The organism is Arthrobacter sp. NPDC056691, assembly GCF_042791415.1.
Taxonomy (GTDB): Bacteria; Actinomycetota; Actinomycetes; order Actinomycetales; family Micrococcaceae; genus Arthrobacter.
Genome location: NZ_JBHTXX010000006.1, coordinates 193,724 through 208,789 on the forward strand (window position 1 = coordinate 193,724; position 15,066 = coordinate 208,789).

General features: G+C 62.5%; 14 protein-coding genes and 1 pseudogene. 13 read left to right on the plus strand and 2 right to left on the minus strand.

Annotation, left to right across the window (positions count from 1 at the left end):
• The first annotated feature begins 32 nt into the window (after nucleotides 1-32).
• The 12 genes and pseudogenes from ACFRAU_RS07885 to ACFRAU_RS07940 all read left to right on the plus strand — a co-directional run bounded on the left by ACFRAU_RS07885 (nucleotide 33) and on the right by ACFRAU_RS07940 (nucleotide 11,039).
• Nucleotides 33-1,082: a rhamnose ABC transporter substrate-binding protein gene (locus ACFRAU_RS07885; RefSeq protein WP_377995785.1), complete on the plus strand. Its 1,050-nt coding sequence runs from the start codon at nucleotides 33-35 to the stop codon at nucleotides 1,080-1,082.
• Between the two features lie 63 nt (nucleotides 1,083-1,145).
• Complete coding sequence (locus ACFRAU_RS07890; protein WP_377999454.1) at nucleotides 1,146-1,805, plus strand: nucleoside/nucleotide kinase family protein; 660 nt, start codon at nucleotides 1,146-1,148, stop codon at nucleotides 1,803-1,805.
• A gap of 71 nt (nucleotides 1,806-1,876) precedes the next feature.
• Nucleotides 1,877-2,890, plus strand: coding sequence for a LacI family DNA-binding transcriptional regulator (locus ACFRAU_RS07895; protein ID WP_377995787.1), 1,014 nt, complete (start codon nucleotides 1,877-1,879; stop codon nucleotides 2,888-2,890).
• Between the two features lie 148 nt (nucleotides 2,891-3,038).
• Nucleotides 3,039-3,500 carry a PTS sugar transporter subunit IIA gene (locus ACFRAU_RS07900; protein ID WP_377995788.1) on the plus strand — a complete coding sequence of 154 codons (462 nt, stop codon included), beginning with the start codon at nucleotides 3,039-3,041 and terminating at the stop codon, nucleotides 3,498-3,500.
• A gap of 49 nt (nucleotides 3,501-3,549) precedes the next feature.
• Nucleotides 3,550-3,822, plus strand: a complete 273-nt coding sequence (locus ACFRAU_RS07905) for a PTS sugar transporter subunit IIB (RefSeq protein WP_377995789.1) — start codon at nucleotides 3,550-3,552, stop codon at nucleotides 3,820-3,822.
• Nucleotides 3,823-3,861: 39 nt separating this feature from the next.
• Entirely contained in the window at nucleotides 3,862-5,385 is a 1,524-nt protein-coding gene (locus ACFRAU_RS07910; RefSeq protein ID WP_377999455.1) for a PTS ascorbate transporter subunit IIC, read from the plus strand.
• 87 nt (nucleotides 5,386-5,472) lie between these two features.
• Nucleotides 5,473-5,754: an HPr family phosphocarrier protein gene (locus ACFRAU_RS07915; protein ID WP_377999456.1), complete on the plus strand. Its 282-nt coding sequence runs from the start codon at nucleotides 5,473-5,475 to the stop codon at nucleotides 5,752-5,754.
• A gap of 274 nt (nucleotides 5,755-6,028) precedes the next feature.
• Nucleotides 6,029-6,232, plus strand: a pseudogene (locus ACFRAU_RS07920) (hypothetical protein); the annotation flags it as partial.
• 110 nt (nucleotides 6,233-6,342) lie between these two features.
• Complete coding sequence (locus ACFRAU_RS07925) at nucleotides 6,343-6,438, plus strand: hypothetical protein (protein WP_377999457.1); 96 nt, start codon at nucleotides 6,343-6,345, stop codon at nucleotides 6,436-6,438.
• Nucleotides 6,435-6,743 (plus strand): transaldolase family protein, encoded by a 309-nt coding sequence (locus tag ACFRAU_RS07930; protein ID WP_377999458.1) that lies wholly within the window; start codon nucleotides 6,435-6,437, stop codon nucleotides 6,741-6,743. The genes ACFRAU_RS07925 and ACFRAU_RS07930 overlap by 4 nt, the downstream gene beginning before the upstream one ends.
• 527 nt (nucleotides 6,744-7,270) lie before the next feature.
• Nucleotides 7,271-8,614 (plus strand): MFS transporter, encoded by a 1,344-nt coding sequence (locus ACFRAU_RS07935; RefSeq protein WP_377999459.1) that lies wholly within the window; start codon nucleotides 7,271-7,273, stop codon nucleotides 8,612-8,614.
• Nucleotides 8,615-8,690: 76 nt separating this feature from the next.
• Complete coding sequence (locus tag ACFRAU_RS07940) at nucleotides 8,691-11,039, plus strand: polysaccharide lyase family protein (protein ID WP_377999460.1); 2,349 nt, start codon at nucleotides 8,691-8,693, stop codon at nucleotides 11,037-11,039.
• Between the two features lie 1,099 nt (nucleotides 11,040-12,138).
• On the opposite strand, the gene ACFRAU_RS07945 is transcribed toward ACFRAU_RS07940, so the two are convergent.
• A complete protein-coding gene (locus tag ACFRAU_RS07945) occupies nucleotides 12,139-12,741 on the minus strand; it encodes a PepSY domain-containing protein (protein ID WP_377999461.1) in 603 nt (200 codons plus the stop codon).
• Nucleotides 12,742-13,345: 604 nt separating this feature from the next.
• On the opposite strand from ACFRAU_RS07945, the gene ACFRAU_RS07950 reads away from it, so the two are divergent.
• A complete protein-coding gene (locus ACFRAU_RS07950) occupies nucleotides 13,346-14,659 on the plus strand; it encodes a ferric reductase-like transmembrane domain-containing protein (protein WP_377999464.1) in 1,314 nt (437 codons plus the stop codon).
• A gap of 291 nt (nucleotides 14,660-14,950) precedes the next feature.
• On the opposite strand, the gene ACFRAU_RS07955 is transcribed toward ACFRAU_RS07950, so the two are convergent.
• On the minus strand, nucleotides 14,951-15,066 hold a 116-nt coding region (locus ACFRAU_RS07955), incomplete at its 5' end, for a VOC family protein (RefSeq protein WP_377999465.1).

Consider the following 15,066-nt stretch of genomic DNA (forward strand, 5'->3'; position numbering starts at 1 on the left):
GCCTCAACCCCGCAAAATCATAGGAGATTCACATGCGTACACCTGCACGTGCTGCCCTGTCGGGCCTCGCCGTTCTGAGCCTCGCCAGCCTTGCGTTGACTGCTTGCACACCCTCTGGCGGCAACGCCTCCTCCGGGTCAGGCACCTGCACCCCGAAGGACAACATCACCGTCGGCTACATTCCCAAGCTCGGCGATGACCCGTACATGACCACGGTCAGGGACGGCGCGCAGAAGGCAGCCACCGAACTGGGCGGCTCGAACAAGGTCGTCTACACCTCACCCAGCGAGGCTACAGGCGCGGCCCAGATCCCCTTTGTCCAGCAGCTGATTTCCCAAAAAGTTGACGTCATCGCCATCTCAGGCAGCGATCTCAACGGTGCCGCCGCGGAGCTGAAGAAAGCCCAGGCCCAAGGAATCAAGGTCATCACCTTCGACTCCGACGTCGCCCCCGACGCCAGGTCCCTGTTCGTGAACCAGGCCAAGACGGATGAACTGGGCACCGGCATGCTGGACAGCATGCGCGACCTCCTGGGCGGTACGGGCGAATTCGCCATCCTGTCCTCCACCCAGACAGCGGTCAACCAGAACGCCTGGATCGAAGACATCAAGAAGAGGCTTGGAAGTGAGGCGAAGTTCAGCGGCATGAAACTCGTCGACGTCGTCTACGGCGAAGAGAAGGCAGATGTCAGCGCCAACCGCGCCAAGGAACTGGTCACCACCCACCCCAACCTCAAAGGCATCATCGTCCCGGCCGGCATCTCGCTGCCGGCGGCAGCCACAGCGCTGGATGAGATCGGTGCGCTGGGCAAGGTCAAGCTCACGGGCCTTGCACCGGCGTCCCTGATTAAGAAGCAGATCGAGACCGGCAACGTCCAGGACATCTGGTGGAACGTCACTGACCTGGGCTACCTGTCGTTCTACGCCGCCAAGGCCGCCGCCAGCTGCACCGTGACCGGTAAACCCGGTGAAAAGTTCGATGCCGGCAAGCTCGGCTCCTACACCGTGGGCGATGAGAAGACTGTCATCCTCGGACCGGCCAAGATCGTGACCCCCGCGAACGTGGACGAATTCGCGTTCTAATGCCCCCTGCGGCTGGCCGGGCCCCGGCCAGCCGCAGACACCAATCCACAAGGAGCTACATTCATGGAGCTGAGTAACCGGCAGCCGGTCCCTGAAACCCTGGAGGCCGACGTTGACCAGCTGGTGCAACGGATCATGACAGGACTGTCGCCCGGGGGACGGATCATTCTTGGCCTGTGCGGGGCGCCCGGTGCTGGGAAATCCACCTTTGCCGATCAGCTCGCACAGGCGCTGGGCAGCGACCGCGCCGTGGTAGTCCCCATGGACGGGTTCCACCTCGGTCACGACGTCATCAAGGACTCCCCGAAACTGGATCGCAAAGGGGCCATCGACACGTTCGATGTTGGCGGTTACCGCTCATTGCTGCAGCGGATCAAGTCCCGCGAGGAAGATGTGGTCTACGCACCGGCCTACCGGCGCGGACTGGAAGAACCCATCGCCGCGTCCATCCCCGTGCCCAGGGACCACCCCGTGGTCATCACCGAAGGGAACTACCTTCTCGCTCCCGATCCACGGTGGCAGGCTGTGCGGGCAGAACTGGACCAGGTCTGGTACCTGGAAACCCCGGACGAGCTGAGACTGACCAGACTCATCGACCGGCACGTCCATTTCGGAAAGGCCTTGTCCAAAGCCGTGGAATGGGTCCACAGGTCCGACGAACCCAACGCTGACTTCATAAGGACCACCAGGGGCTCGGCCGACCTGATCGTCCGGCTCACATGACGGCCCAGCCAGGTACGGTGCAGCCGGAGCCGACGGCGGATGGAACAATAGGGACGGCGGAAGGAGATCACATGGTAACCATGAGCGAAGTGGCACAAGTCGCAGGCGTTTCACAGACCACGGTCTCCCACGTCGTAAACAAAACCCGCCGCATCGCCCCGGAAACCGAGAAGGCCGTCACCGCAGCCATCGAGGCCACCGGGTACGTCAACGACGGGATCGCCAAGTCCCTGCGCACCGGCAAGACACACACCATCTGCCTTGCCATCTCAGCTATGTCCAACCCGTATTTCGGTGAAGTTGTCCACTCCATCGAAAAACACGTGACAGAGCTGGGCTACAGCTTGGTCCTGGCCGACACTCATGATGACCCCCAGCGGGAACTGCGCGCCGTCAGGGATCTGCTCGCGCAGCGTCCGGCAGGGATCATCCTCGCCCCCTCCGCTGACCCACAAGAGGCCCTGCGACAGATCTCCCGCCGGAAAATTGCCACCGTTCTTATCGACCGGGTTCCGGAACATCTTGACCCCTCACAGCCCGTCGATGCCATTGGGGTGGAAAATACCGAACCCACCGCGGAGCTGGTCCGGCACCTGACCGAACGCGGTCACCGCCGGATCGCCATGATCTCCGGACGGCCCGGCCTTCGCACCACCATCGAGCGGCTCGAGGGCTACATCCTCGGACTGCAACGAGCCGGCATAGGACTGGACCAGGGACTCATCCGGGACGGCCACTCCGAGGCGGAGCCCGCCGGACAGGCGATCAAGGCACTGATGGCACTGGAATCACCGCCAACGGCGTTAATCACGGCCAACAACCAAATGACCATCGGTGCAATGAAGGCCCTTCGTGAACTGGGCCTCCGGGTACCGGATGACGTGGCACTCGTGGCCTATGACGACTTTCCCTGGGCTGACCTGTTCGACCCCCGGCTGACGGTCATGGCCCAGCCCATTGAAGAACTCGGAACCCTCGCAGCCGAAATGCTGTTCCAGCGGATCCGCGAACCCGAGCTCAAACCCCGGGAAGTACGCCTCACCCCCCGGCTCGTCGTCCGGGACTCCGGCGGAAAAGGCATCTAACCGCTTTCCCGCCCACACTTGACTTCCAGGCTACCCGCTTCGACTCCCCCGCGGCGGCTAAGCCGGTCATGCCCCCACACCTCCTTCAACGCGCCCGGATGCCGTCCACGCGATGACGCATGCCCAAAACACACAGAAAGGTCCTTTCATGGCCCTCAACCTCGCCGATTCCCTCTGCTCCATATCAACGAAAGCAACCGCAACGACCTGGCGTGACGCCATCCGACTGTCCGGAGACGGACTCGCCTCCGGAGGTGCAACGACTGGTGACTACACGGAGCAGATGATTGCCGCGGTCGAGGAGCACGGGCCCTACATCGTAATCGCGCCCGGAATCGCCCTCGCCCATGCACGCCCGTCCGACGCCGTCCTTCACAGCGGGCTCAGTTGGGTCAGCCTCGACAGCCCGGTCGAATTCGGGCATCCAAAAAATGATCCGGTCACTCTGGTCATCGGGCTGGCAGCCATTGACCACCACACCCACATCGAGGTCCTGAAAGCCATGGCGGGTGTTCTTTCCGACAAAGCAGTACGGGCAAGCCTGGACGCAGCCGTCACGGAGGACGAAGTCCGAACGATCCTCGCAGAAGCCGCCGCTGCCACCTCCTGAGACCTGCACCAACACCTATTACAGATCCATCCTTATGAAAGGCACCACCATGAAAATCGTTGCAGTATGCGGCATGGGCATTGGCACCTCGATCCTGCTCAAGATGAACGCCGAAAAAGTACTCGCAAAACTCGGAATCGACGCCGAGGTCGAAGCCGCCGACATCGGCGTGGCCAAAGGCGCAGCGCAGACAGCCCGGGTCGTCCTGACCTCCGATGAGCTCGCCGGTGAACTCGGACAGGTTCCCGCAAAGGTCATCATCATCGACAACTTCTTCGATCTCGACGAAATCGAAGAAAAACTCACCCAAGCCGTCCAGTAACCAGCCACCCCTTACCTAAACCCGGAAAGGAGCACCGTCATGGACTGGCTCGCAGTCATCCTCAATTTCATCGGTCAACAAATCCTGAATGTGCCCGCCTACCTCATCGGCATCATCACCGCCGTTGGCCTGTTGGCCCTTCGCCGCAACGCAGGACAAGTCATCGGAGGGGCATTGAAGGCAGCCGTCGGCTTTCTGATCCTCGGCGCAGGCGCCACCGTCGTCGTCGGCTCCCTTGACCCGCTCGGCAAGCTCATCCTCGCAGTGACCGGCGCCCAAGGCGTTATCCCCACCAACGAGGTCATCACGGCGATGGCCCAAGACCAGTTCGGGGCCCAAAGCGCCTACGTACTGACCCTCGGCTTCGTGATCATGCTGGTCCTGGCACGGTTCACCCCACTTAAGTACGTGTTCCTGACCGGGCACCACATGGTGTTCATGGCCACCATGATCACCGTTGTCCTCTCCGTGGGATTTGGGGAAAACCTGGGGTGGCTCGTCGTCCTGATCGGTGCTGTCCTCCTCGGAGTCATCATGGTGGTCATGCCCGCCTTCCTCCACCCCTGGACGAAGAAAATCACCGGAAACGACGCGATCGCCATCGGCCACTTCGGTTCACTCGGCTACATCGCCGCAGCCACAACGGGCCAGGCCGCGGGGCGCCGCAGCAAATCGGCCGAAGACATCGAGTTCCCGCAGGGACTGAAATTTCTTCGCGACTCCATGGTCGCCACCTCCCTCTCAATGGTCCTTATCTACATGGTCTTCACCGTTTGGGGCCTCATCGCCCTGCCCCTGCAGAAGGCACTGGCAATCTTCGAAGCCACCGACGCCGGCGATTTCGTCATGGCCGGCTTCGCCCAGGCCCTCCAGTTCGGAGTCGGGGTGGCCATCATTCTCTACGGTGTCCGCACCGTTCTCGGCGAACTCGTCCCCGCCTTCCAGGGGATTGCGGAAAAAGTCGTTCCAGGCGCCAAACCCGCCCTGGATATCCCCATCGTGTTCCCCTTCGGCGCCAATGCCGTGCTGATCGGGTTCCTGAGCTCATTCGCCGGAGGACTCCTCGCCCTGGGCCTCTTGGCGCTATGGCTGAACCCGGTCTTCGGCCTGGCGCTCATCCTCCCGGGAATGGTGCCGCACTTCTTCACCGGCGGCGGCGCGGGTGTCTACGGCAATGCCACAGGCGGCCGCCGCGGCGCTGCCCTTGGAGGCTTCGTCAACGGTGTCGTCATCACTATCCTCCCCGCCGTCCTCCTCCTGGTACTTGGCCAGTTCGGCCTTTCCAACAGCACATTCGGTGACGCCGACTTCGGCTGGTTTGGCACCCTCATCGGCCTCAGCCTCCGGGGCGGAGCCACCGTCGGAGTTTTCCTGACCATCCTGATCGCCGTGGCGCTAGTAACATCCGCCATCATTTTCCAACTCAAAGTCGTCAATACCGGCTGGATCCCCGGCGCGAAGCGCGACGCCTGGATTGCCGGGGAAAAGGCAGCTGAAGCTGCACAAAAGGCGGCCGCCAAAGAAACAGCCCATAAGGAAATGGCCAGAAACACTGCTTCCTAAACCGTCGGGAACTACCCCCCTCGCCCAGGAAGGAGTGTTAAGGCACTCGCGGCCTAACACCCCAGCGACACAGCAAAGGACCATCAGATGACAGAACGCACCACCACCGTTGCAAGCCGGGTAGGCCTACATGCCCGCCCCGCCGCGATCTTCGCCGAAGCAGCCGGCAACATTCCCCTCGAAGTGACCGTCGCCCTCGAAGGGACCCCCGCGAGCGAAGCCGTGGACGCCTCCGGCGTGCTCTCGCTCATGGGATTGGGGGCAACCCACGGCACTACCGTCGTGCTTCGGGCCGAAGGAACAAATGCCGATGAAGCACTGGATTCACTGGTACACATCCTGCAGACAGACCACGACGCAGACAGCTAGCGGCAAGGTATCCAAGGATGGCTGGCGCTGAGTCCCGCAGCTCTGCGGGACTCAGCGCCAGCACCTGCCACCTCTTGCGGCCAGCCGCAGGTTCCCGGCAAAAACCGACAACCGCCCACGCCCATGACAAGCGGCGCCTGCAACGAAGCTGATTCGGAGGCTGCTGTAAATCCAGTCCCTACAGATCTCCAGGAGCTTTGATTCGACCACGCCCACCCAGCGGCTCTCCGACGCCGGAGTTTCCATCTGGCTCGATGGCCTCTCCCGCGGACGCCTGGATACCGGCGTCCGGGCCAAGCTCATCGAAGAGAAAAACGTGGTCGGTGTGACCACCAACCCGTCCATCTTCCAGGCGCCATCACGGCCGGCACCGACTACGACGCCACCATCGCAAACATGCAGCGGCCGGCGCCAGCGTCGAGGACACCATCTTCGCGATCAGCACCGACGTCGCCGACGCATGCGACCTGTTCGCCCCGGTGGCAGCAGCTCCAACGGTGTCGACGGGCGCGTGTCCATCGAAGTTGACCCCCGCCTGCCTGGCACACGGCCGGCACCATCGCCGAAGCCAAGAACCTCTACAAGAAGGTGGACAAGGACAACGTCCTCATCAAGATCCCGGCCACCCTCGAAGGCCTGGAGGCGATCACCGCTACCCTCACCGGGGCATCAGCGTCAACGTGACCCTGATCTTCTCGTCGAGCGGTACCGCGCCATCATCAACGCCTTCCAGACCGGCCTGGAGCAGGCCAAGGAACGGCCACGATCTCGCGAAGATCCACGCCCTCGCCTCGTTCTTCGTATCCCGCGTGGACGCCGAGATCGACAAGCGCCTCGACGGCATCGGTACCCTGCAGGTACTATCGCTCAAGGGAATGGCCGGAATTGCCAACGCCCGCCTCGCCTACCAGGTCTACGAAGAGCTCTTCGCCACCGAGCGCTGGGCACTGCTGGCCGAAGCCGGCGCGCTCCCCCAGCGGCCGCTGTAGGCCTCCACCGGCGTCAAGGACCCGGCCTGCCCGGACACCCTGTGCGTCGCTGAACTCGTCGCCCCCGGCGTCGTGAGCACCATGCCGGAGAAGACCCTCGAGGCCACCTTCGACCAGGCAGTTATTACCGGCGATAGCACCGAGTACCCAACGCTGAAGCCCTTTCACACAATCACAGACAGAACGGACGTGGTGGTCTGGATCGTGCGCAAGGCAGGCAGTTTTGCGGTAGTCGCACGGAAACAAAGCCACGTAATCCCATTGAGCGCGTGACGCTGTCTTCATCGACTTTTACGGCCTGAACTGGACGCCTGCCACCCGCCCGTCCACCGGCGGCCCCTGATGTTCTTGACTCGTGGCCGTCCCTGCAAGGCATCCGCAGCGAGCGGTTGACGTGACGGCCCTCACCCCATAATCTAATGAAACGATTCATCGGAAAGCGCTTGCCAACCCTTGCCGCTCCCGACTGAAGCCCTCCGAAATGAGAATTTCGGTTCCTTGCCAATGATGACGAAGGAATTTATAGAATGCGCACAACCTCCGGGGATGCCCGCCCCGCCCTTGAAAACAGTGTGAGCCAGAAAGATCCGAAGAAGGCTGCAATGAGCGGCTGGATCGGCGGCGCGCTTGAATACTACGATTTCGCGCTGTACTCGCTGGCCGCGACGCTCATCTTCCCCGCGACCTTCTTTCCGTCGGAGAATCCGACCGTCGGGATCATTGCTTCACTCGCCACCTATGCCGTGGGTTATGTCAGCCGTCCGGTCGGCGCGATCGTTTTGGGAGCCTACGGTGACCGGCACGGCCGCAAGCACGTACTTGTATTCGCGATGTTGCTGATGGGCTTCGCTACCTTCGCCGTCGGACTCTTGCCCACGTACGGGCAGATCGGCATCCTCGCACCGGTTCTGCTCGTCATCCTCCGGCTGATTCAGGGTTTCGCGGTTGCCGGCGAGCTGGGGGGTGCCAGCGCGATGATCGTCGAACACTCCCCCGATGCCAAACGCGGCTTCTTTGCCAGCTTCAGCCTTCAGGGCACCCAGGTCGGCTCGATCCTGGCCACTGCTGTTCTGCTTCCTCTCGCTGCTCTTCTTCCCAACGATCAGTTCAGCGCCTGGGGCTGGCGTGTTCCTTTCCTACTCAGCGCTATCGTCATCCTGGCTGGATACATCATCCGCCGCCGGGTGCAGGAACCGCCGGCATACCTGGCGAATTCCGAGACGGGCGCCCCGGCACGCCGGTTCCCCCTCATTGAGATCTTGCGCACGCGTCCATGGGTCTTGGCCCGCTGCGTCATCATGACGTTCACGAATGTGATCGGCATGGCAACCCTCATCTTCGGGGTTTCCTACGCGACCCAAAAGGGCTACGGCATCGGCTTCTCCAGCAGCGAATTCCTCTGGGTAACACTCGTGGCCAATATCGCTGCCGTAGTGACGATCCCGGTGTTCGGTGCGCTGTCCGACAGGATCGGTCGCCGGACGCTCATGGTAGCGGGCGGGATCGCTGGGGGTGCTCTTTCAGGAGGATACCTCTGGGCTGTAGACCAAAGAAGCCTGGTACTGGTCTTCATATGCGTCGTCATAGTGCAAGGCATCTTCTTTCAAATGTGGAACTCTACATTCGCCACGTTCTTCCAGGAGCAGTTCCCCATGCGGATCCGGGTCACAGGGTTTGCGGTGTCACAAAACGTCGGCCTCATGATCGCGTCATTTTTCCCCAGCATCTTCACTGCAGTCGCCCCTCCAGGAACGGACAACGTTCCCCTTGTCATCGGGCTCACCACATTCGGTATCTGCCTTGTCGCCGCGCTGGCTACTCTCCTGACCCCGGACACGAAGGGCAAGTCCCTTCAGGACCTCGAGAGCTAAAGGACTGGTTCCGAACACTTCCCTCCCCCAGGAAATACTTCCCGGTGGGCCACTCCATTCAACGAGGAGCGAACGTATGAACTCAGATCAGTTGCAGCCTAAGCAGGCACAGGGTATCTCCCGCAGGACCGCCCTTCAGGGGTTCGGAGGTGCTGCTCTCGGTACCGTCTTGGCTGGGCACGTTGGCAGCGGTGCCGCGGTCGCCGAATCGGGACAAGGCGTCAAGGTCCTGATCAACGGCGAACCGGCGAGAGTCGGAAGCTATGCGTTTCCAGGCGAAGCGTCAGAACTCGTTCTCGACAATGGGCTTGTGCGTGCCACGTTCGGGCGGGACGACGCCGGAATGGTCACCGGCTGGCAGGACGTGTCCATCACCGCAACGTCAATTGTCGTCGCCGGTACAGAGCTGGCGCATAACCTCAACGGCGTCAATCCACGCGATCCTGACCGCCAGCACTCCTTCTACGTCGACGCAGGCGGGGGAAAGACACGCCTGGTGTGCTCGAGGGTTGATGTCGTCCGCGTCGAAGCGGGACTGGTCGAGGTGGCATTCGTCGATACCACCAGCACTCCCCTGCGCCACGAGCACCATCTGGTCATGAGGTCCGGCCGCCGCGGTATTTACGGCTACAACATCATGACCGCCGTGGCCGACACCGTCCTCAGCGAGGTCCGGATGAATACGAGGTGGGACCGCGGCCTTCTCGACCACTCCTACAACTGGGAACGGGGGGCAGGGCAGCAGCCGACATACGCATATCTGGCCACACAAGAGAGTCTTCAGGACGAGACCTGGCGGATTGACGGGGCCAACAACCCGGACCTTCCCAGCCCGGACAGCAACTCCGGCAACCTGCCCGCGGGCTCGGTTTACAGCAAATACGACTGGAGCCTCTACCACCACGAGAACCCGATGTTCGGGCACTTCGGCCACGGGTTCGGTGCCTGGTTCACCCCGCTGGGTGGCGTCACCGGTGACACACTCTGCGCCTACTATGGCGCCGGACCCCAACATCAAGACCTCGCGATCCACCAGGACGCCCTCATCCTTAACTACTTCGCCCGCAACCACTACGGCGAGCCCGGCTATCAGGTCCCGGCAGGCTACCGCCGCCTGTATGGACCCTGGCTTACCTTCTTCACTGTCGGCGACCCCGCAGAGCCCGGTGCGCTGGTCGCACAAGCCGCGCGGACGGCCCAGGCCGAGATCAAAGAACACAGAGAAGGCGCCCCTTGGGTAACCGACCCCCTTTACCCGGCCCCGGCTGACCGCACCACTGTCACCGGCCGCGTCCGGCTGACGGACGGGCGCCCGGCTACGAACTTCCATGTCATCCTCTCCACCCAGGACAGCGAGAGCGTCTTCCCAATCGCCGAAGCGACCTACTTCGCCACCACTGACGCCGAAGGACGCTTCCGGCTCCCCGGCATCCCGCAGGCGTGGAAGCCGGGCACCGCAACGCCGGGAACATATGTCCTGTACATCCAGCCCGCGGCAGGGTCAGTGACCGACCTCTACCGCCGGTCAGGCCTGGTCGTCTCGGGCCGCTCCCAGGACCTCGGCGAAATCATGTGGACCCCTACCACGCACGGCACCTTCCTATGGCAGCTCGGCCGCTCCGACCGGACTGCCGGCGAGTACGCACTGGCCACCAAATCGCCGGTCACGGCCCGGCCGCGGGGGTACCAGAAGCCCTCCGTAATTCCAGCGGACCTCACCTTCACCATCGGCGAGAGCTGGGAGCCGACCGACTGGTACTACGCCCAAACCAACAGGGGCACCTGGACCGTCCAGTTCACCCTGGACCGCCCCTACACAGGCACTGCGTACCTCACCGTCGCCACTGCAATGCAGCAAGGAGGCGCCCCGGCCGTGGCAGTCAACGGCAACAGCTCCGCCATCTCCGGCGCCCTCCCCAACAACAACGACTCCACGATTGCCAGGCAGGCCGACCGCAGCGGTTTCCCCCGCACGGCCGTCCTGTCATTTCCCGGGGAGCTACTCGTGGCCGGCGAGAACCGCATCACCTTCACCCATGGCGCTCCGACGGCAGCTGGAAAGGGCCCCGGATGGGACACCCTCGTCCTGGAAGTCGACGAGGGCACCCCGCCCGCCGCCGCCCGGCTGACAGCCTCCTTGGTCAAGAGATCTGCCGGCGCCGGCAGGACCACCTGGGAAGTGACCATTCATAACGACGGCCCCGGCAACGCCTACGACCTGCGCATTCAGGGAGTGAGCACGCCCTCGGGGCAACCCGCACAGACCATCGGGCGAGACCCCAGCAGCTTCGCCGTACCCGTAGCCGCGGTTCTGACACCCGGTGGAAGTACCGTCACCCACATCACTGTTGCCGGTGGCCAGCCGGTCACAGTCTCGCTGACAGCCGACGGAGGACGAACAAACGCCACGACGGGGGGCCACTGACAGGCGTAAGGGAGCCTGTCGGCTGAGGGAAAACGGCGGGCTGCGGGCGCTTCCGGGCACTGAAGATACCCACGGTCAGATCACGGTCAAGCCTGCCGGTGAGAAACATCCAGCCAAAGAAAACGCCCAGGGACGACGTTGCTGAGCTCATTGATTTCGTTGACCACTGGGACGTTTTCGCGAGCACGAACAGATTCACATCGAGAAGGCGGGCACCGGGAAAAGGCCCGCGCGGACCTGACAAACCGTGAGAGGCGCAATATTCTCTCAGCACACCCCAAGTCAGGTCCTCCGCCCCGATGCTCATTCTGGCCATCCAGCCGGACAAGCGGGCCATCATCAGCAGATCCAACCACAGTGCTCTTCGCGTAGCCCAGTTGGAGCATCCCGGCCACAACATCGTCCCGGTTAGCGGCCAGAGGCCCTGCAACGTGAACCCGTGACGGATCGATCATGATCTTGGTCCTTTCCAGAATTGGAAAGACCAGCATGAACCCGCCCGCGGATTATGCCGAGCTATCGCGGGCCTGACCCGCCCCGACCTGCGGCGACGCAGAAGTATCGGCATAATCCCGGCATCAGGATAAACACCGGAAGGGTGCTCCTTCGCTCGGCGAAATAACAGCTTCGACAACCACTATTTTCCCAGCTCAGAGCACCCTTCCCCTGTTTAAGACGCGCCCAGGAACGCCGCCTCATGAAAAGCCGGGGCTAGGGCGCAGTGATCAGGGTGCTGCCGGGACCAGGCTCGAGAGCGACTCATCCACGTGCTTTGTTCGCACGAATCGTTGGGTTGAGCAGGTTGACGAAATCCCCACTATCTGCGTTTTCTCACCCGTCATGGGGAGCACATCCAAACGTGGGACATATGGGTCGGCGCGGAATGGTCAGGTCGCTGCAGGGACCAGGCCCAAGGGCGCCTCGGGCGACGTGCGGTCTGTAACACAGGAATGGAATTGCCTGGCGGCCAACGAGCGCTTTGGTTGGGCGTTTCCCGTCTCCTAAATGCCCGCTCATGCCAGCCATACGTCGATGGGTTGGTGGTGAACAGGACATGCGGGCAGGGTCTATCGATCCCTGCCCGCACTCTCATGTTGTGTCAGTGGCCATGTCCGCCTGTTTCGGTGGCGGTGATCGCGTAGTTGGCGTCGAGTTTGACCGTGGCGCGGGTTCCGTCGGACTTGGTGATGTGTGCTTCGTAGGCGGCGCTCCCGTCATCTTCTGTGGTCATCTCGTCCACGGTGGCACCGGAGTTGGCGGCCAGGACGGCGGCCTTGACCTTGTCGGCCGTGTCACCGGTCAGGGTGGGTTCGTTGCTGTTGCCGTGGCGTCCATGCCCGCCGTGTCCGCCTGATTCGGTGGCGGTGATCGCGTAGTTGGCGTCGAGTTTGACGGTGGCGTGGGTTCCGTCGGACTTGGTGATGTGTGCTTCGTAGGCGGCGCTCCCGTCGTCTTCTGTGGTCATCTCGTCGACGGTGGCGCCGGAGTTGGCGGCCAGTACCGCGGCTTTTACCTTGTCGGCCGTGTCGCCGGTCAGAGCGGTTTCGTTTCCGTGGGTTTGGCTGTTCGGCGTCGTGCTGCTGGTGGGCGAGGCAGTTGTCGTGGCAGCGTTGGCGGGCAAGGCTGCCGCCGTCAGGGCCCCTCCTCCGATGATGGCACCGAGCAGGGCCGTGCCGGCAGCGATTTTTCTGACCTGGTTCATGATCGTGCTCCTAGTGCGTCGTTACCCCGACATGCTCGAGGTCGTAAGACCATCCTGCGACGTCTTCCTTTTGCCGCCCTGTCCTGATGCTGTGCCGTCCCTGTGACTGAAGTGGCGTGTGGTCCCCCGGTTACGCGAGGTAGCCCAAGGGGCCAGTTAATCGAATGCTCGCCGCGCGACCCTCGCGGAAGGCTCACCGACGCCCGTATGCCGAACCGAACCTTCCCAGCGCATAGTCACCGGACAGCTTCAAAACAGTGCATCCATAGCCGAGGACGGGAAAGTGGGTCAACTATACGACCCGATCTTCTAGCTACGGAGGAAGTGTGCAAACCGCAGCCCCACTCATGAACCAACCCCTGTCCGGGGATACCGATTCATCCACTTATTGGCGGACTGTCCCCAGGAGCTTGTCGGTGCTCCTCGCCGTTGGGATAGTTCTTGGCGGGGTTGTTTTGGGATTGAACGGACCATTGGTCTCACCCGTGGCCGCGCCTGCATCTTCCGCCGCAGTGGCCACGAACACCACGGTGACTGTGCCGCAACAAACACCACCCTTGGGTAGCGCAGACCGGCGGGGGATACACGCAAGGGGACGCCGGTGATGGACAGTCGCCAGCTCATGGTTTCTCCGGCCACCGCTCTCACGCTCATCTGGGGCGGTGCTGTGGCCGCGTCAGGGCTTGCCATAGTAGCTGCGCCTCAGCCTCTGAGCGTGGGCGTGCCGTTGATAGCACACCTCACGGGGATGCTGGCCGGTTACGGGGTGACAGTAATGCTGGCCCTGATGTCCCGGGCCCCTGCTTTGGAACGAGGCGTCGGCGCGGACCGGTTGGCGCGCTGGCACGCAACTGGCGGACGAGCGATTGTCTTCCTCATGCTGACCCACGGTGGTACCGCGACCGTTGCCTGGGCCGTGCGGCAGGGAATGGGCCTATGGTCTGCCTTTGTCGAAGTGATGCGAATGCCCGGGCTTATCGCGGCGACGGCTGCCACCCTCATTTTCGTACTCATCGGCGTCATATCCGCCCGTAGTATGCGCCGGAAAGTGAGATACGAAACCTGGCACGCGCTCCACTTGCTCACTTATCTGGCCGTCGCTTTGTCTTTCGCACATGAGCTGGCCGGTCCCGATCTCGCCGGCCATCGCCTGGCCCAGGTCTTCTGGAGCCTGCTCTACACGGCCAGCTTTGGTCTGGTGCTGCGGTACCGTGTCCTGGCGCCGATTCTGCTCGCCTGGCGCCACCAGCTACGGATCGACCACATCCGCACTGAAGGAAAGGGAGTCGCGAGCATCATCCTTCGCGGTCGGCACCTCGACGAACTGAATGCTCAACCCGGTCAATTCTTTCGCTTCAGATTCCTGAGCAGAACCACCTGGCTTTCATCCCATCCTTTTTCGCTCTCGGCACCTCCCCACAGCGAGTTTCTGCGTATAACTGTCAAAGCGATCGGCGACGGCACCCAACTCATTCATTCCCTCAGGCCCGGCACCCGGGTTATCGCAGCAGGCCCTTATGGAGCCATGACCGCTGCCCGGAGGCAGGCACATGGGGTCCTGCTTATCGCCGGCGGAATCGGGATCACACCAATGCGGGCGCTCTTCGAAACATTGCCTCCAACTGCCGGGCGCATAACGCTGCTGTACCGGGCCTCATCCGCCGAAGAAGTGCTGTTTAGAGAAGAACTCCAACAAATTGCCTGGCATCGCAATGCCCACCTCATCTTCCTTGTGGGACGGTCCGCGGACCCGGCGAACGCTATGACAGCCCGAAACCTCACGCACATGGTTCCAGACCTGACAACCCGCGACGTCTATATCTGCGCCTCCCCCAAATTCGCTGCAGCCGTCAGAACAGCACTCACAGAGGCCGGACTCCCCGGCCGGCGACTACACCAAGAGGAATTCATCTTCTAGGAAAGCGGCCCCTCACCAGTCCAGCTCCAGAGATAGCTCGCCACCCTGAGCTACACCCCAAACTGACAACATAGGCGGTAACCGGGTACTCCCAACCGCTACCAGTAGCGATTGGTCGGGCCAGCTCGTAACATCGTCTCCTACGTCGACTCCGGTGCACTTCAGCACCCAGGAGTAACCCCTATCCCGGTCGAGGACGTCGCCTCAGCCACCGCGGGATTTTTCAGCGGGTGTGCGTGATGTTGAAGCGTCGCCAACCACCAGAGGGGGCTTGGGACCGACGGCAACGATTCACATCGCAGACAGGTCTTCGGAGGTCGGGCGCGAGAATAGATTCACGAGGTTGCCATCAGGATCGCGGAACAGGGTGGACGTGTTTCCCCACGGCATCGTGGTTGGCTCGAGAA